Genomic DNA, 16,224 nt, shown 5'->3' with positions numbered 1-16,224 from the left:
TGGAGCCCGAAAATGCTGCAAGGTTTCAGCAAAACAACCCTCAACGTAATAGTACTAGGTTGTCTTGCTTTGATTGCATGGATCAACTTAGCTCATCAAAATCCGGAAGACACACCACTCGACGCGCTTAATCAAGCACCGCTATCTGAACGCCCTTGGCACGCATGGCAAAGCCTCGAAGGTACTTGGCTTTATTGGCAAAACATTCGTAGCGAGAACGTCGTCGTTAAAGTACGCATGGAGGGCGAATCATTCTCAGCGCCAGTCGATATCGACAGTGAATTACCGTTAGATCAGTGGGCACAGTTACTCATTGAACAACTGAAAGACGCCCCAACCAATCGTGCAGGTATCTTGTTTATCCAAGGCCCGCTTGATGAACGCAGCCTACAAACCGCTGCTGCTTATGCCATTAGGACGCTGGCCTTACGCCCGCTAACGCAACACCAACCCAATGCGTGCTTAGAGCTCTATCCGGCAGGTGCACGCTGGTTTAGTGCAGCACAACAGCAATCATGGGCATTAGCATCTGCTGCTACCAACGCTTTACCTGATCGCAGTCAATGGCAGGCATTCCGTATTCAACAAAGCAGTGAGCTACGCGACTTATGGTTTAGCGATGCCGGACAAGTCGACATTCAAGCAGATCTTGCCTACCATTCGCTGCCTAATAACTTCTTCAGCTTACTGTATCGGGATCTGGGTGAAAGCCAAAAGACGGCGGCCTCCGATTACCAAGACTGCATGGCAAAAATAGTGACACCGGAATCATTGTGAGCAAAATTTCGCATCATCAACTTCGTATCATTGGCGGCGAATGGCGTTCTCGTCGTTTACGCTTTCCTGCAATCGATGGTCTACGCCCAACGATGGATCGCGTGCGCGAAACCGTGTTCAATTGGTTGCAACATGACGTAGAGGGCTGTCGCGTATTGGACGCCTTTGCAGGTAGCGGTGCACTTGGATTCGAAGCGCTATCGCGCGGCGCAAAAGAGGTTATTTTTTTAGAGAAGCATCCTGCTGCCGCAGTGCAATTGAAAGAAAACTTACAGACCTTAGGCGCTAGCAATGCGCAGGTATGGGCTGGCGACGCCTTGCTGTGGCTAACGCAGAATCCAGAACCCTTTGATCTGGTATTTCTTGACCCCCCTTTCGGGAAAAACCTATTACAACCGGCGCTCGATAGCCTGCAGCTCTTGCCCGGCGCGTTAATCTACGTAGAGCATGAAGCGACACTGAAACCGCAATTTCCTGACAAATGGCAGGAATTGAAATGTAAAAACACCAAGGAATTTTACTTTCGCTTGTTTGAAGTCGAGGAGCCCTAAGCGATTAAGTGCTACGGTAAATTGAGCGTTACACAAGCGCCTTTCTTGGCATTGTTGCTCAGCACTACAGAAGTGCCCAAAGCGGGCGCTTTATGATGATCGACAATTAGCTTCACAAAATATAAACCCAAGCCGGTGCCATCAGTATGGCTGGAAACTTCATCGGCACTTTCGCCTTGGCTGTCCAACATACTTTTAGAAAATCCAGGTCCATTATCTATCACTTGGATACGCACCCCGCCAGATGCCTGATCAATCTCTTCACCTTTCAGTGTAACCGTCGTAGCTCCGGCTTGGACGCTATTAGTAATAAGGGTCATCAAAGCGAGGTGAATTAAGTTTTCGTTGTAAAAGCCCTGACAGTCTTCGTCAATTTCATTAATTAATCGTACGCTTGGAAATTGGATCAACGAGGCCTCGATGGCATCGTTAGCACTATCTCGAAGCCAAGCATCGTCCATAGGAAATGGACGATTTTGACCAAGACGAAATAGGATCACCAGTTGCAGAGCATCATTCTTCAGCCGATTAGTGCGTTGTAAAATAGGTTCAATAATACTGCGGTATTGAGCAGGCAATTGCTCTAGTGCTAACTGCTCTTCGTCCATCAAAGACTGCAGCTGGTTTTTCACATCGTGGATAACCGCCGCGGCTAATTGTTCGAACTTCATAATTCCCCCGCCCTGAACGCTATACGCCAGCAGCTCGCTTTAAGCGAATACAGGTGGTCTTTAGTCGGTCATAACGATCATAACGCTCATCCAAATGACCAACTGTCCCAATACGTTTAAAAAGTGCGTAACAATCTTTTAACTGACGTATATCTAACTCACTGCGTTCAATATGACTGACCTTGGCCTGAATCGCATTAAGTAACACGCTAACGCCAACTTCATCGTATTTCACCGCTTGATCAAACACGGCGATGGCTTCAACCAACTTACCTTGCTCATACAAGGACACACCTTCAGCATTTAACTTGGCGGTATGTTCTCGAATCGTCATTGCATTGAGCTTATCTTCTAATGCACGTAATTTATCCAACGCATTTTGAGCCAGATTGCTCGCCTGTGAGTCGCGCATGGTATTTATCAAATCTTTAGCTTTGATGTGCTCCCCAACATCAATAAAGGCTTCTGTCATTTGCAACTGTTGATCTGGAGTCGGCGCTTGAATTCGCGCAAGTAAACTCTCAGCTCGATCCGCCGCCCCTTTGGCTTTGTCGCTTTCAGCAACCGCCACGTACGTTTTACTCTCAACAATGCTGGTATCGAACATTATCGAAACATGACCCGAGTACTCTTGACGTAACTCATCAATTGCACGCAATGCTTTATTACGCAGATTGATGTTGTCTCGTGTTTTCTCGGCACTCAGACCGTGTTGTAGTTCGCGGGCAAATTGCAGGTAATTACCTGACGTTTTATAACAGGAGTGACGACCCAATCGGATCGACTGCTCAAAAGCCGCTTCGGCTATTTTGTGGTCACCATTCTGCGACGCTAAATAGCCAAGCTCCATCTGGCGCAACACGGCACGCGGCGATATCGCCGCTGCTAACTCCAGCTGCTCTTGGGCCTCCGCTGGCTGGCCCAACGCCAATAAAATACGCGCAGCCCAATCGTGGCATTGCACATACATGGGATAGTCGACCAACGTTTGTTTTATCAGCGCAAGCGCGCTGCGGGAGTCGCCTAAGTGATGTAAACAGATGGCTTGACCTAGCCGCGCCCATGACACCATACGGGTATTTAGTGGCTGCGAGTAAACTTTGATGGCCTCGTTGTAGCGCTCTTCGCGCATGTACAACTTGCCCAGAATACGCGACACCGGCAGCAATAAACGTGGCTTACTTTCCAGCAAGAAGTTCGCTATTTCAATGGCTTGATTAATGTCACCATTATCAATCGCTTCATTAATAGGACGCAGCTCTTCTTTGGTGTGAAAAATACGTTTTAAGCGCTCGCGCAACATGCTGAGAGTAAATGGCTTGGTGATATAGGCATCCGGTTCATATTCCAATGCGCCCATTACGCGTTCGACCGCATTTTCACCAGTAACCAATATGAATTGTGCCGTTGCCTTTAAGCGATTGGAGAAACGCGCTTCTTCCAATATTTGCTGACCATCTTTGCCTTTACCTAGATTGTAGTCAGACAGTACAAGGTCATAATCATTTTCTAGAATCAACTCCATAGCCTCGCGGCCATCGGTGGCGGTATCTATCCGCTGCGCACCAATAATGCCCATCATATTCTTTAGAGACGATCTGGCTTGCACTAGATCGTCGACAATGAGAATACGTTTAGTGCTGAGTGAATTTTCAAGATTGAGCATATTAAGGCCATGTTTTTATTCAAATTCAGTGTAGCAGAGCTATGGCAGACTACCGGAGGGAATGGAAACTGTGTCATACCTTGCGCATTTGTCACTAAACCGTAAACTTCCATCTTCTGCTAAAGAGGCATGTTCGTGAAAAATATAATTGGTTACTTAATGATCGCCGTGATCAAGCTGCTCGGACGAGTATCACTACCCACGGCTCAGAAGATTGGTCATCGAGTCGGGATCTATCTTTGGGGGCGTCGCACTCGTGCCCGCGAAGTTGCACGCGTAAACTTAGGCTTGGTATACCCAAACAAGTCGGCTGAAGAGCGTGATCTGTTAGTGCAAGAAACCCTAATTCAAAATGGCATGATCGGCGCCGAAATGGGCCCTATGTGGGGTTATGAAACGGCCAAAGGATTAGCACTGGTTCGTACTGTATACGGAGAGGAATTGGTCGAAGCAGGTATCAAAGATAAGCGCGGGTTACTGATATTAGCTCCACATTTGGGCAACTGGGAAATTCTGAACAATTACATTTCCAGCAAGTGCCCTGTCACTATCATGTACCGTCCAGCTAAAAGCCCAGTTTTTAATGAGTGGATGGTGGAGCGCCGAGAAACCGTTGGCTGTAAGCTTGTTCCTACCACCAGAGACGGCGTTGCGGCCTTGTTTTCTGTGTTAGAACAAGGTGGCACAGTCGGCTTCTTACCTGATCAAGAACCCCGCCTAAAAAGCGGAGTATTCGCGCCTTTTATGGGAGTAGAAACCCTGACGCCGAAATTGCCGTATGAAATGATTCAAAAAACAGGTGCACAAGTGATCTACGCGTTTGCCAAGCGACTCCCTAATGCCGAAGGCTTTGATTTGTATTTTACCGCTGCGGAAGACGGTATTTACTCCGACGATGCCCGCACCTGCGCCACATCAATGAACCAATCCATTGAAGAGTTAATTAAGATAGCACCAGCTCAGTATCAATGGACTTACAAACGCTTTAAGCGTCGGCCCGAAGGGCAAAAGAACCCCTATTCGGAAGCAAAAGTACCGTAACAATCCAGCTCGATACCAGCAAGCGCTTAGCGCTTTGCTGGTAACACTCCCGCAAACCGCGCAATCCAATAATCAATGCTGGTGTAGCGACCACCACCATTAGTAATCAACACCAACAACATAAGTGCATAAGTAGCGGCGAATTCAATACCGTTATTTAAAATCACCACGCTACCACGACCCGTTAACCAATCGTAATTGCCGTATTCTTGCAGAATATCTTTGGCGCGGCTTAAACGCTCTCCTGCCTCAAGTACGCGATCATTTGCCAACCAACTACTACCATCAGCAATCGCCAACCATCCATTTTCCCAATGCACTGAAAACGCAGCAACCAGCATGGTGAATAGCAAAGGAATACTCACCCAGCGTGTAGCAAGGCCAACCACCAATAAAGCCCCGCCGATTAATTCTGTACCCGTTGCTAGCGCCGCCATCAGCTCAGGAAAAGGCAAACCCAACCCCCAATCTGGATTACCGAACCACGCTGCAGTATCGGAAAAATGCGACAGCTTATTCCATCCTGCCTGCATCATAATCGGTGCAAGATACAAGCGCAGTAGCAATGGCGGCAAGCCATCTAGGTACTGTAAACGCTGTCCAACCGCTTGGATATGACGGTACTGCTCAACCAAAAAACTCATAGATATTCCTTATCAATGACGCACAGAGGCAAGCTCCGTGCGTCATCATTGACTAAGCCAAATGCTCAATTATTTAGCAGCGCCACACTTACCTTCGCCGCACTTACCTTCCTTCTTTGCTTTGTCGCCGCCACACTTGCCTTCGGCTTCTGATTTACCGCCGCATTTGCCTTCGGCTTCTGATTTACCGCCGCACTTACCTTCCTTCTTTGCTTTGTCGCCGCCACACTTGCCTTCGGCTTCTGATTTACCGCCGCATTTGCCTTCGGCTTCTGACTTACCGCCACACTTACCTTCCATACCGGCTTTTTCAGCCACCTGATAACCTGCCGATAAGGCTTGTGAGGCAAATGGATTTTCTGCAGCAAATGATGCGGCAGAAGCGCCAAGAAGAACAGCTGCAGACAATGAAGCGGTTAAAGCAGACGTTAGGGTGCTAGTATTTTTTTTCATGATCAGACTCTCTATTCGGATTAAGTGGCCAGACGCACAAGGCGTATTTAGGTTCTGGTATTTACTTAATCGCGAGAGCCTGAGGTTTCTTACACTTTTTTTATTTTTTTTCTTCCGGCTTATCAGAGCTATCTTTAGTTGCTCGAATAATCGTACGCAGTTGCTGCACTTGCTGAGCAAATTGACGGCAGCCGGAGCAGATCAGAAGATGCATTTTCAGCTCTGCTTGCTCCTTTAACTTTAGCTTTCGTTCCATACCGACGGATAAAAGCTGAGTGGCTTGTTCGCAATTCATCATGATCTTTTCTCTCCAGCCTTGACCCAGCTATCTTCTAAACATTCACGTAATCGTAAACGTGCACGGTATAGCAACACATGAAGGTTGCTGGTACTTAACTGCAGCGCAGCGCAAATCTCGTCGCTATCCAGTTCAATAAATTCGCGCATCATAAATACTCGACCTTGCTCCGGCGGTAATCCAGCTAAACACGTATCAAACACTCGCCAAAATTGCTCATCATGAACCATTCGATCGGCATCTCCCCAGCGCTGCGGCTTTGCATCCGCATGCCAATGGCCACGATCATCAAATAATTCGTTATTAAATATTTGGTCGTCTGAATGACCACAATTCTTACACTCATCTAATGAGTCTTGCTGTGGCTCACGATACTGGCGACGCAGATGATCGGTTATTTTGTGTTTTAGGATGGCAAAGACCCAAGTCTTTAAGTTCGCTTGGCGCGTAAAGGAAGCCGCGTTTTTTAAAGCGCCGGCAAGCGCTTCTTGCACAATGTCTTCAGCAGCGAAATCATTAGCTAATTGCAGCCGAGTAAACGCCAGCATCTGCTGACGTAACTCACCAACTTCGCGCTCACCCACCTGCAAAAAATCATCCGTCACCCGAGCTCTCCAACAAGTAAGTTGGCATCAGACACCGAACAAGCCATAAAAGTCATCCTCGATAACTGGCGAATTCGATTAACGCAGTAGCAACAGGGGAATTTGGCTTTCGCTTACCATTTTGCGCGTATGACTACCCACAAAAAACTGACGAATACGAGAATGACCGTAAGCACCCATCACCATCAACCCAATGTCGTGCTGCACTTGATAAGCCGCTAAAGCCGATTGTACGTCGCCGCTTAAACGCGCCACAGTAACCTCAAAGTCGCGACTACGCAGCAAGGCTGCCGCAGACTCTAATTTTTGCTGATGCGCTTCATCATCGTGACCAACCATAACAAGGTGACACGGCAAACCCACAAGCACAGTGCTGTTGGCATAAGCATCTAAGGCTCGTTGTGCTGTTTCACTACCATCGAAAGCCACCATAAATGATTGCGGCGCTTTAAAATCGTTCATCGCTACTAAAATGGGCTTGTGCAAACTACGAATCACATCATCCAGATGACTACCAATCGTGTGCGCTAACGGCTTATGACTATTGCCTTGGCGCCCTATTACCAGCAGACGAATATCATCTTGGCCTTCTATTAAAGTATTCAACAAGTGGCCATGGCGCTGCTGTTTAGTGACTGCGATCGCACCATCGGCCTTACTGCGTATTTCAGCGTCGTCTAATAAGTCGCGACCATGCTCAAGCGCCAATTTATTACGCTTTTCATCTAACTCTGCTAGTTCCAACAGCAGATTTTCACGACTACCTAAACCGATATTACCGGCTAGCGTGGCTGCCGCTGGCACATCGTTTTTTTCCAATACATGCAATAACTTCAGTGGCGCCTGCGCACGTTGGCTTGCCCACGCAGCCGCATCACACACAGCACCCGACATTACCGATCCATCAATACACGCTACGATCTGAGTCATTATTGTTATCCTTGTTATTTAAGCGGTAGCCACGACTTAGTGGCCAGCTAACAGCTTTTCTACTTCTTCTGGTTTGTCGTGTACACCAAATCGATCAACAATCGTGGCACTGGCTTCATTTAAACCAATTAGCTCAACATCCGCACCTTCGCGACGGAACTTGATCACCACTTTATCCAGTGCTGATACTGACGTGATATCCCAAAAATGCGCATGCGTTAAATCAATCGTTACGCGGGTAACCACTTCACGGAAATCAAACGACTTAGCAAACGCATCGGATGAAGCAAAGAAAACTTGCCCGACCACGCGATAAACACGTTCTTCGGCATTAACTTGCTCCTGTTTAACCACCATAAAGCGGCCAATTTTATTGGCGAAAAACAGTGAGGCCAATAACACACCCACCAGTACACCTAATGCTAAGTTGTGAGTCGCGACCACCACAACAACCGTTGAAATCATCACGATATTGGTCGATAACGGATGTTGTTTTAGATTACGGAAAGATTCCCAAGAGAAGGTACCGATCGACACCATAATCATAACCGCTACTAAAGCAGCCATTGGAATCTGGCCGATCCACTCATCTAAGAACACCACCATAATGAGCAATAAGAAACCTGCAAAAAAGGTTGATAAACGCCCACGACCACCAGACTTAACGTTAATAATCGACTGCCCAATCATAGCGCAGCCCGCCATCCCGCCAAGTAATGACGAACCAATATTGGCAACACCTTGCCCCTTACACTCACGGTTTTTATCACTTTCAGTGTCGGTTAATTCATCAACAATCGTCGCCGTCATCATAGACTCCAGCAAACCGACAGCCGCTAGCGCGACAGAATACGGTAGGATAATCCACAAGGTTTCCAGCGTCAGCGGTACATCTGGCCATAAAAAGATCGGCAAGGTATCGGGTAACTCGCCCATATCTGCAACCGTGCGCACGTCAATTCCCCAGATCATAGCAATCGCAGTAATAACCAAAATACAAACCAGCGGTGACGGCAACCAGCTTCCGATCTTAGGTACGTATGGGAACAAATAGATGATGGCCAATCCACCCGCCGTCATGGCATAGACGTGCCAAGTAACATCGGTAAGCTCAGGCAGCTGCGCCATAAAGATCAAAATCGCCAGCGCATTCACGAAGCCGGTAACCACAGAACGCGAGACAAAGCGCATTAAATCGCCCAGCTTTAAATAGCCCGCCAGAATTTGAATAACCCCCGTCAACAAGGATGCAGCCAACAAATACTCTAAGCCATGATCCTTAACTAAAGTCACCATCAACAAAGACATCGCACCAGTAGCCGCCGAAATCATACCTGGACGACCACCAACAAAAGAGATGATGACCGCGATACAGAATGACGCGTACAAACCAACTTTAGGATCGACACCGGCAATAATAGAGAAGGCTATAGCCTCAGGAATCAAAGCCAGCGCAACCACAGTGCCGGCCAATAAATCACCGCGAATATTGGCAAGCCAATCGCGTTTGATACTGTTTAACATGACGTGAGTAACCTAAATGACAAGCAACCAAACGCAATGCAGTGCGCTGGCAACAAGATTACGCCCACTGAGGGCAAGGATTCGCTATAGAGCGGCATTATACGGGGGTGAGTAGGTATGACAACCAATCCCCCCAGTGTACGAAAGCGGTCGTACTTAACTACGCCAAAACGTTGGACTGAGCAGCACCAACAAGGTAAAAATTTCCAAACGGCCTAACAACATGGTTAATGCCAATAGCCATTTAGCGGTATCGCTGATCCCCCCATAGTGAACAGCAACGTCACCTAAACCTGGACCTAAGTTATTCAAGCACGAACCTACCGCTGAGAAGGCGGTGACTTGATCCAAGCCAGTGGCCATAAGCGCTAACATCATCACCATAAAAGTAACAACATAGAGAGCAAAGAAGCCCCAAACCGATTCTAAAATACGATCACTGACCGGCATGCGGCCTAACTTCACTGGAATAATCGCATTCGGGTGAATCAAACGACGGATTTCACGCACACCCTGTTTGTACACCAGAAGCACACGGATAACCTTCATACCGCCTCCGGTTGAACCCGCGCAGCCACCGATAAATGCTGCCATGAACAACATCACGGGTAAAAATACCGGCCAGCCAGAGAAGTCGGCAGTGGCAAATCCAGCGGTTGTAGCGACGGATACCATCTCAAAAATGCCATACCGAATCGATTCGGTAATGCCATAGGTATCGGTAAGCCAGAGTGCGGTAATAGTAATGATGATTCCACCGATAATAATGAAGGTGAAAAAACGAACCTCAGAATCACGCCAGTAGTGCGTAATCGAGCGATTACGCCACGCATAAAAGTGCAGAGAGAAGTTTAGCGCCGCTACCAGCATAAAAAATACTGCGATCATTTCGATTAGTGGGCTATCAAAATGCCCCATTGAGGCGTCGTAAGTAGAGAAACCACCAATGCCAACCGTAGAAAAACTATGAGCGATGGCATCAAAGGTATTCATACCCGCGAGCCAATAAGCCAATGCACATGCGATGGTTAACGACAAATAGATATACCACAGAGCTTTAGCCGTCTCGGTAATACGTGGCGTCAGTTTCGAGTCCTTCAGTGGCCCAGGCATTTCTGCGCGGAATAACTGCATACCACCAATGCCTAACATCGGCAGAATGGCAACGGCCAATACGATAATCCCCATACCACCGAGCCATTGCAGCTGTTGGCGATACCAAAGAATCGATTTTGGCAGGTATTCAAGCCCTGTCATTACCGTCGCACCAGTCGTAGTCCAACCGGAAAGCGACTCAAAAAACGCGTCGGCAAAGCTTAAACCGGGATCTTCAGCCAAGATAAAGGGCAAGGTACCCGCTAAGCCTAAGGTGAACCAGAATAAAGCGGCAATTAAAAAGCCATCACGGGTACGTAATTCTTGGCGCACAAAGCGTACCGGCATCCAAGATAAAAAACCGATGCCGAAAATAAGCCCCATTGCCATAGAGAAGGCTTGTGTCGCGCCATCGTTGTACCACATCGACACCAAAATCGGCGGCAACATGGTCAAACTGAAGAGCATCAAGAAAATGCCAAGAACGCGCGCTATAACAGTCAAGTGCATGCCATCGTATCCTAGAAGAAGCCAAGACCGACTTGGAACAAGCGCTCAACATCCGAGATATGACGCTTATTCATCACGAACAAGATCACATGGTCGTTTGATTCCACAACCACATCCGACGTGGCCATAATAACTTCTTCACCACGCACAATTGCACCAATGGTCGTACCCGGTGGCAAACTAATATCTTTAATCCGCCGCCCAACCACTTTAGATGAGTGGCTATCGCCATGGGCAATCGCTTCAATGGCTTCTGCAGCACCGCGACGTAATGAGTGAACATTAACTACATCACCTCGGCGCACATGAGTAAGCAAACTACCAATCGTTGCTTGCTGAGGCGAAATAGCAACGTCGATCATGCCTCCCTGCACTAAATCGACATAAGCCGCTTTGTTAATCAGAGTCATGACCTTGCGCGCACCCAAGCGTTTCGCCAGTAAAGACGACATGATATTCACTTCATCGTCGTTGGTCAGAGCACAAAAGACGTCGGTATTCTCGATATTTTCTTCTTCCAGCAACGCCTTATCGGTAGCACTACCCAATAACACCACCGTGCTGGTTAGGTTCTCACTCAAATAGCGGGCACGTTCTTCATCGTGCTCAATCAACTTCATTTTGTAATCTTTTTCGAGCGTCTTAGCGAGGCGATAACCAATGTTACCGCCACCAGCGATCATGACGCGCTTGTACGAATCTTCCGCACGACGAAGCTCGTTCATTACCTTTTTTATGTGCGCACGCGCAGCAACGAAGAAGACCTCATCATCGGCCTCGATCACAGTATCGCCGGTAGGCTCAATCGCCTTATTGCGGCGGAATACCGCAGCTACTCGTGCGTCGATATTCGGTAAGTGATCTTTCAGCGTATGAATGGCTTGACCCACCAGTGGCCCGCCGTAATAGGCTTTCACGGCCACTAACTGCACGCGTTCATCAGCAAAGTCGAGTACCTGCAATGCACCTGGGTACTGCAGTAAACGGCTGATGTAGTTAGTAACGACTTGCTCTGGCGAAATCAAAACGTCGATTGGGAAGGCATCATTCTTAAACAACTCAGGTTGTTTAAGGTAAGCATTCGAGCGAATACGACTGATCTTGGTCGGTGTACGGAACAAGGTGTAAGCAATCTGACAGGCCACCATGTTGGTTTCGTCAGAGTTAGTGACCGCTACCAACATATCAGCATCATCCGCCCCAGCATCACGCATCACCTGTGGATACGAGCCATGGCCGTATACGGTTTTGATATCAATACGATCCGCTAACTCACGCAACCGCACCTGATCGGTATCAATCACGGTAATGTCGTTTTGTTCATTGGCTAAGTTTTCTGCCAATGTGCCGCCTACCTGGCCGGCTCCCAAAATAATGATTTTCATACGATTCCCAAGCCTTTGCGGCCCGATTTATGAATTATCAAGTAACAATCACTTATGCTTTTGCAGCCTTTTGCTTAACTAACAAGGCGTAGTAAAAACCGTCATGCCCCAAACGCTGTGGAAACAGCTGACGCCCGGCATTACAGGCCGTTCCCCAGTCTTTGTCCAGCGTTGTTAGTGTTACATCGGCATTCGCAGCAACAAATCGACGAATTTGCTCGCTGTTCTCTTCTGGCATCACCGAGCAAGTGGCATATAACAAACGGCCACCGGGCTTGAGCATTGCCCATGCGCTGGCTAGTACCGCCTGCTGCACCAATGCCAATTGCTCAATGTCTTCACGGCGACGCAGCAACTTAATATCAGGATGACGACGAATCACACCAGTAGCTGAGCAAGGCACATCTAACAAAATGGCATCGTATTGCTGACCATCCCACCATGACTCTATCGCACACATATCACCGCAGACGACATTAGCGCTGAGTTGTAAGCGCGCTAAATTTTCGTGCACACGCGGCAAACGCTTTTCTTCTAGATCAACCGCCGTCACGTCTGCATTGGCGTATTCCAGAATATGGCAAGTTTTACCCCCCGGAGCGGCACAAGCATCAAGAATACGTTCACCATCTTGCGGAGCCAATATCGACGCTGCTAGCTGAGCAGCTTCGTCTTGCACACTGAAATCACCGTCCGCAAAACCCGGTAACGCGGTCACATCACAGCTCTCGACTAAATAAATTCCGTCGGCTGAGTACGGGGCTGAGCTGGCTTCGATACCGGCGTCCTGCAAACGCTGCAAATACTGATCACGGCTGCCGTGACGACGATTAACTCGCAAACATAGCGGTGGGCGTTCGTTATTTTCAGTAAGAATGTTTTGCCATTGCTCAGGCCAAGCTTTGGTCAGCATTTTCACTAACCACTTAGGATGGCTAGTTGCAGTAACGGGATTGTCGTCCAGTGGTGGGCGCAGCTCTTCATACTCGCGCGCATAGCGGCGCAAGCAGGCATTCACGACCGATTTAGCGTAGCCCTTGCCTAACTCTTCACAACTCTCAACCGTGGCATGCACAGCCGCGTGAGGCGCTTTTTTCTGAATTTCGAGCTGATATAAACCAACAATCATCAGAGCGTGCAGATCTTGATCTTCTTCGCCAAACGGACGTTTCAGCAGCATTTTAGTAATGGCGTTCAAACGAAAGTAATGCCGGCAGCTGCCGAGTGCTAAGTCGCGTAAAAAGCCACGATCAGCAGCGTCCACGCGCGCTTCTAATGGAGGCAATAGCTGATTCAACGACTGCCCTTGCATTACTCCCAATACCGCATGAATAGCAGCAACGCGAGCGCTCAATACGGTTGTCGACTTGCTTTCAGCCTTCGACCAAGGCGAGTGATCGCCGCTCAAAGGTCAGCCGCCAATACATACAAAGGCTGAAATAACTTAGGTTGGCCGTTAATTACATCGGCTACCGACATAGCTTTTTTGCCCGCCAACTGCACTTGCGTTAAGCGCAAAGTCCCTTCACCACAGGCAACATCAATGCCTTCGTTAGCAACGCTGGCAATGGTTCCGGGTTGTAGAGTTGTCATAGAGTCTCGTGCTTCAGCAGCTAACACCCGAATACGCTCGTCGCCAAGCAGGGTATAGGCCATAGGAAAAGGGTTAAACGCACGAATGCGCAATGCGAGGGTTTCGGCCGATTGCGACCAATCTATCAAGGCTTCTTGTTTACTCAGCTTGTGGGCATAACAAGCAAGTCCATTATTCTGTACTTCAGGCTTTAATGTGCCGGCTTCAACATCCGCTAATACCGCCAGCATTGACTTAGGCCCCAGCTGCGCCAATCTATCGTGCAAACTACCACCGGTATCCGTAGCAAAAATTCCGGTCGTGATTTTCGCCAGCATATCGCCGGTATCTAGGCCCGCATTCATTTGCATGATGGTAATGCCGGTGACTTTATCACCCGCTTCGATGCAGCGTTGAATGGGTGCAGCACCACGCCAGCGTGGCAGCAAGGAGGCATGCACATTCAAACAGCCGTACTTCGGCGCATCCAGTACCGCTTGTGGCAGTAACAACCCATAGGCAACCACGACCATCACATCCGCATTAAGCGCTCGCAGATCGGCGATATCGGCTTCTTGTTTGAAATTTAACGGCTGATAAACAGCGATATCATGCTCAAGGGCGACTTGCTTCACCGGGCTTGGCTGTAATTTTTTACCGCGCCCTGCTGGGCGATCTGGCTGACTATAAACGGCCACAACTTCGTGTTCAGAAGCAACGAGCGCACGTAAATGATCAGCGGCAAAATCCGGCGTACCGGCAAAAACAATTCGTAATGGCATGGTTTAGCGTTTTCCCTGACGGGCTTCGAGTTTGTGCTTCTTTTCGAGCTTATCTTTGATGCGATTGCGCTTGAGAGGCGAAATATAATCGACCATCAACTTACCTTCGAGATGGTCAATTTCGTGTTGAATGCATACCGCCAGAAGACCGCGACATTCCATTTCAAAGGCGTCGCCATTGCGATCAAATGCTTTCACTAAACAATGCTCAACCCGTGTCACATCTTCGTAAAAGCCTGGCACAGAGAGACAACCTTCCTGCATAGTCTCCATTTCACCCTCTAAAACCGTTATTTCAGGGTTAATAAAGACCAACGGCTCGGTTTTCTCTTCCGACACGTCGATGGTAATGATACGTTCGTGGATATCAACCTGAGATGCAGCGAGGCCAATGCCCGGTGCATCGTACATGGTTTCGAACATATCATCGACAATGCGATGAATGCGGTTGTCGAACTCTGTTACCGGCTTGGCAACGGTACGCAAACGTTGGTCTGGATATTCAAGTATTTCAAGTATGGCCATAAGAGATATGCTGTGCTTATAGAACAAAGTGGTTGTGACTTGCTAAGATTGCTGCCATGCAGCGATACTCAGAACATATAAATCACCCGATACGCCAATAATAAAGGGAATACAGGATGAGCAAAACCATCAAACGCCTTCTAATTGCTGGTTTGATGTGTCTTTCGACCACAGCCATAGCGTTAGACCTGAAAACGGACGCTCCTCAGCGCTACACAGTTCAGAAGGGCGACACCCTTTGGGACATCTCCGAACGCTTTACCGATGAAGCTTGGCAGTGGCCCGAGATTTGGTATCTCAACCCGCAAATCGAGAATCCTCACCTTATCTATCCAGGCGATGAAATCGGTCTCATTACGGTCGGCGGTCAACAACGCGTTGGTGTAACCCAACGTGGTGATACTAGCCGCACAGTGAAGCTATCTCCTGGCGACGTCAAACTCATGGCAACCGCCCGTGTAGAGCCCATAGAATCTGCAATCCCAGCCATTCCAATGGATGCAATTCGCGGCTTTCTACGCAACCACCGCGTAGTTGATCCAGCAGAATTAGCAGCGGCTCCACACGTTATTTCTGGCGTAGATGAGCACTTATTGATGGGCGCGGGCTCTGCTATTTATGCCCGCGGCAAAGTCGATCAAGTCGCTTCTGCATACAGCATTTTCCGTAAAGGTCAGGTCTATAAAGATCCTGAAACCGACGAAATTTTAGGTCTGGAAGCTACCGATATTGGTTTAGGTCGTGTTACTAAAACCGAAGGCGACATCATGACCTTGATGCTAGAAAAAACCAATCAACAAGTCGCCGTTGGTGACCGCTTATTAGAAACTGAGGATCGCTCTCTGGCTTCGAGCTTCATTCCCAAGGCTCCCGCACAAGAAGTAATCGGTACCATTCTAGCCGTTTCTGGTGGCGTGTCGCAGGTTGGCCAATACGACGTGGTTGTTTTAAACCGCGGCAAACGTGATGGTTTAGAGCAAGGTTCGGTTCTACTGATCGAAAAAGCAGGTGTCATGGTTTACGACCGTGAAGCGAAAGAAAAAGTACGTCTGCCACGCGAAGAAGCAGGCAGCATGATGGTATTCCGCGTGTTCGACAAAATGTCATATGCGTTAATTATGCGTGCGGTTCGTCCTCTGCGTGTTGGTGACATGTTCAATTCACCAAAACAGTAAAAAATATGAAATTTGGAGA

17 protein-coding genes are annotated in these 16,224 nt (G+C 48.3%); 4 read left to right on the top strand and 13 right to left on the bottom strand.

Annotated elements, in window-relative coordinates:
- Positions 1-12: 12 nt before the first annotated feature.
- Both TOL_RS00655 and rsmD read left to right on the top strand, forming a co-directional pair.
- Positions 13-777, top strand: coding sequence for a hypothetical protein (locus tag TOL_RS00655; protein ID WP_015485329.1), 765 nt, complete (start codon positions 13-15; stop codon positions 775-777).
- Complete coding sequence (gene rsmD, locus TOL_RS00650; RefSeq protein WP_015485328.1) at positions 774-1,328, top strand: 16S rRNA (guanine(966)-N(2))-methyltransferase RsmD; 555 nt, start codon at positions 774-776, stop codon at positions 1,326-1,328. Before TOL_RS00655 ends, rsmD begins: the two co-directional genes overlap by 4 nt.
- An 11-nt stretch (positions 1,329-1,339) precedes the next feature.
- On the opposite strand, the gene TOL_RS00645 is transcribed toward rsmD, so the two are convergent.
- Positions 1,340-1,999: a sensor histidine kinase gene (locus TOL_RS00645; protein ID WP_015485327.1), complete on the bottom strand. Its 660-nt coding sequence runs from the start codon at positions 1,997-1,999 to the stop codon at positions 1,340-1,342.
- Between the two features lie 19 nt (positions 2,000-2,018).
- Complete coding sequence (locus TOL_RS00640; RefSeq protein ID WP_015485326.1) at positions 2,019-3,665, bottom strand: response regulator; 1,647 nt, start codon at positions 3,663-3,665, stop codon at positions 2,019-2,021.
- A 135-nt stretch (positions 3,666-3,800) separates the two neighbouring features.
- Between TOL_RS00640 and TOL_RS00635 the strand changes: the two genes are divergently transcribed.
- Positions 3,801-4,706 (top strand): lysophospholipid acyltransferase family protein, encoded by a 906-nt coding sequence (locus TOL_RS00635; protein ID WP_158505899.1) that lies wholly within the window; start codon positions 3,801-3,803, stop codon positions 4,704-4,706.
- Between the two features lie 26 nt (positions 4,707-4,732).
- Here TOL_RS00635 and TOL_RS00630 read toward each other — a convergent pair whose 3' ends face one another.
- The 11 genes from TOL_RS00630 to def all read right to left on the bottom strand — a co-directional run bounded on the left by TOL_RS00630 (position 4,733) and on the right by def (position 15,030).
- Positions 4,733-5,350, bottom strand: coding sequence for an HvfX family Cu-binding RiPP maturation protein (locus TOL_RS00630; protein WP_015485324.1), 618 nt, complete (start codon positions 5,348-5,350; stop codon positions 4,733-4,735).
- 69 nt (positions 5,351-5,419) lie between these two features.
- Complete coding sequence (locus TOL_RS00625; protein WP_015485323.1) at positions 5,420-5,803, bottom strand: HvfA family oxazolone/thioamide-modified RiPP metallophore; 384 nt, start codon at positions 5,801-5,803, stop codon at positions 5,420-5,422.
- 100 nt (positions 5,804-5,903) lie between these two features.
- Complete coding sequence (locus TOL_RS00620; protein ID WP_015485322.1) at positions 5,904-6,101, bottom strand: zf-HC2 domain-containing protein; 198 nt, start codon at positions 6,099-6,101, stop codon at positions 5,904-5,906.
- Complete coding sequence (locus TOL_RS00615; protein WP_015485321.1) at positions 6,098-6,706, bottom strand: sigma-70 family RNA polymerase sigma factor; 609 nt, start codon at positions 6,704-6,706, stop codon at positions 6,098-6,100. The genes TOL_RS00620 and TOL_RS00615 overlap by 4 nt, the downstream gene beginning before the upstream one ends.
- Positions 6,707-6,784: 78 nt before the next feature.
- Positions 6,785-7,636, bottom strand: a complete 852-nt coding sequence (locus tag TOL_RS00610) for a universal stress protein (RefSeq protein ID WP_015485320.1) — start codon at positions 7,634-7,636, stop codon at positions 6,785-6,787.
- 36 nt (positions 7,637-7,672) lie between these two features.
- Positions 7,673-9,160, bottom strand: coding sequence for a SulP family inorganic anion transporter (locus tag TOL_RS00605; protein ID WP_015485319.1), 1,488 nt, complete (start codon positions 9,158-9,160; stop codon positions 7,673-7,675).
- A gap of 156 nt (positions 9,161-9,316) precedes the next feature.
- Positions 9,317-10,765 (bottom strand): TrkH family potassium uptake protein, encoded by a 1,449-nt coding sequence (locus TOL_RS00600; RefSeq protein ID WP_015485318.1) that lies wholly within the window; start codon positions 10,763-10,765, stop codon positions 9,317-9,319.
- A gap of 11 nt (positions 10,766-10,776) precedes the next feature.
- The gene (gene trkA / locus TOL_RS00595; protein ID WP_015485317.1) at positions 10,777-12,150 is read right to left on the bottom strand and encodes a Trk system potassium transporter TrkA; all 1,374 of its coding nucleotides are present in this window, start codon (positions 12,148-12,150) and stop codon (positions 10,777-10,779) included.
- Between the two features lie 52 nt (positions 12,151-12,202).
- A complete protein-coding gene (gene rsmB, locus TOL_RS00590) occupies positions 12,203-13,558 on the bottom strand; it encodes a 16S rRNA (cytosine(967)-C(5))-methyltransferase RsmB (protein WP_225666480.1) in 1,356 nt (451 codons plus the stop codon).
- Complete coding sequence (gene fmt, locus TOL_RS00585) at positions 13,555-14,505, bottom strand: methionyl-tRNA formyltransferase (RefSeq protein WP_015485315.1); 951 nt, start codon at positions 14,503-14,505, stop codon at positions 13,555-13,557. Before fmt ends, rsmB begins: the two co-directional genes overlap by 4 nt.
- 3 nt (positions 14,506-14,508) lie before the next feature.
- Positions 14,509-15,030, bottom strand: coding sequence for a peptide deformylase (def, locus tag TOL_RS00580; RefSeq protein ID WP_015485314.1), 522 nt, complete (start codon positions 15,028-15,030; stop codon positions 14,509-14,511).
- Positions 15,031-15,146: 116 nt separating this feature from the next.
- On the opposite strand from def, the gene TOL_RS00575 reads away from it, so the two are divergent.
- A complete protein-coding gene (locus TOL_RS00575) occupies positions 15,147-16,205 on the top strand; it encodes a LysM peptidoglycan-binding domain-containing protein (protein WP_015485313.1) in 1,059 nt (352 codons plus the stop codon).
- Positions 16,206-16,224: the final 19 nt, after the last annotated feature.

Source organism: Thalassolituus oleivorans MIL-1, from assembly GCF_000355675.1.
Lineage (GTDB): Bacteria > Pseudomonadota > Gammaproteobacteria > Pseudomonadales > Oceanobacteraceae > Thalassolituus > Thalassolituus oleivorans.
This window is presented reverse-complemented; position numbering and strand designations above follow the sequence as displayed.

Excerpts from the sequence above, each read along its gene's own strand:
- TOL_RS00655 (WP_015485329.1), top strand. The coding sequence starts at position 13 with ATGCTGCAAGGTTTCAGCAAAACAACCCTCAACGTAATAGTACTAGGT.
- TOL_RS00645 (WP_015485327.1), bottom strand. The coding sequence starts at position 1,999 with ATGAAGTTCGAACAATTAGCCGCGGCGGTTATCCACGATGTGAAAAAC.
- TOL_RS00640 (WP_015485326.1), bottom strand. The coding sequence starts at position 3,665 with ATGCTCAATCTTGAAAATTCACTCAGCACTAAACGTATTCTCATTGTC.
- TOL_RS00630 (WP_015485324.1), bottom strand. The coding sequence starts at position 5,350 with ATGAGTTTTTTGGTTGAGCAGTACCGTCATATCCAAGCGGTTGGACAG.
- TOL_RS00625 (WP_015485323.1), bottom strand. The coding sequence starts at position 5,803 with ATGAAAAAAAATACTAGCACCCTAACGTCTGCTTTAACCGCTTCATTG.
- TOL_RS00620 (WP_015485322.1), bottom strand. The coding sequence starts at position 6,101 with ATGATGAATTGCGAACAAGCCACTCAGCTTTTATCCGTCGGTATGGAA.
- TOL_RS00610 (WP_015485320.1), bottom strand. The coding sequence starts at position 7,636 with ATGACTCAGATCGTAGCGTGTATTGATGGATCGGTAATGTCGGGTGCT.
- TOL_RS00605 (WP_015485319.1), bottom strand. The coding sequence starts at position 9,160 with ATGTTAAACAGTATCAAACGCGATTGGCTTGCCAATATTCGCGGTGAT.
- TOL_RS00600 (WP_015485318.1), bottom strand. The coding sequence starts at position 10,765 with ATGCACTTGACTGTTATAGCGCGCGTTCTTGGCATTTTCTTGATGCTC.
- trkA (WP_015485317.1), bottom strand. The coding sequence starts at position 12,150 with ATGAAAATCATTATTTTGGGAGCCGGCCAGGTAGGCGGCACATTGGCA.
- fmt (WP_015485315.1), bottom strand. The coding sequence starts at position 14,505 with ATGCCATTACGAATTGTTTTTGCCGGTACGCCGGATTTTGCCGCTGAT.
- def (WP_015485314.1), bottom strand. The coding sequence starts at position 15,030 with ATGGCCATACTTGAAATACTTGAATATCCAGACCAACGTTTGCGTACC.
- TOL_RS00575 (WP_015485313.1), top strand. The coding sequence starts at position 15,147 with ATGAGCAAAACCATCAAACGCCTTCTAATTGCTGGTTTGATGTGTCTT.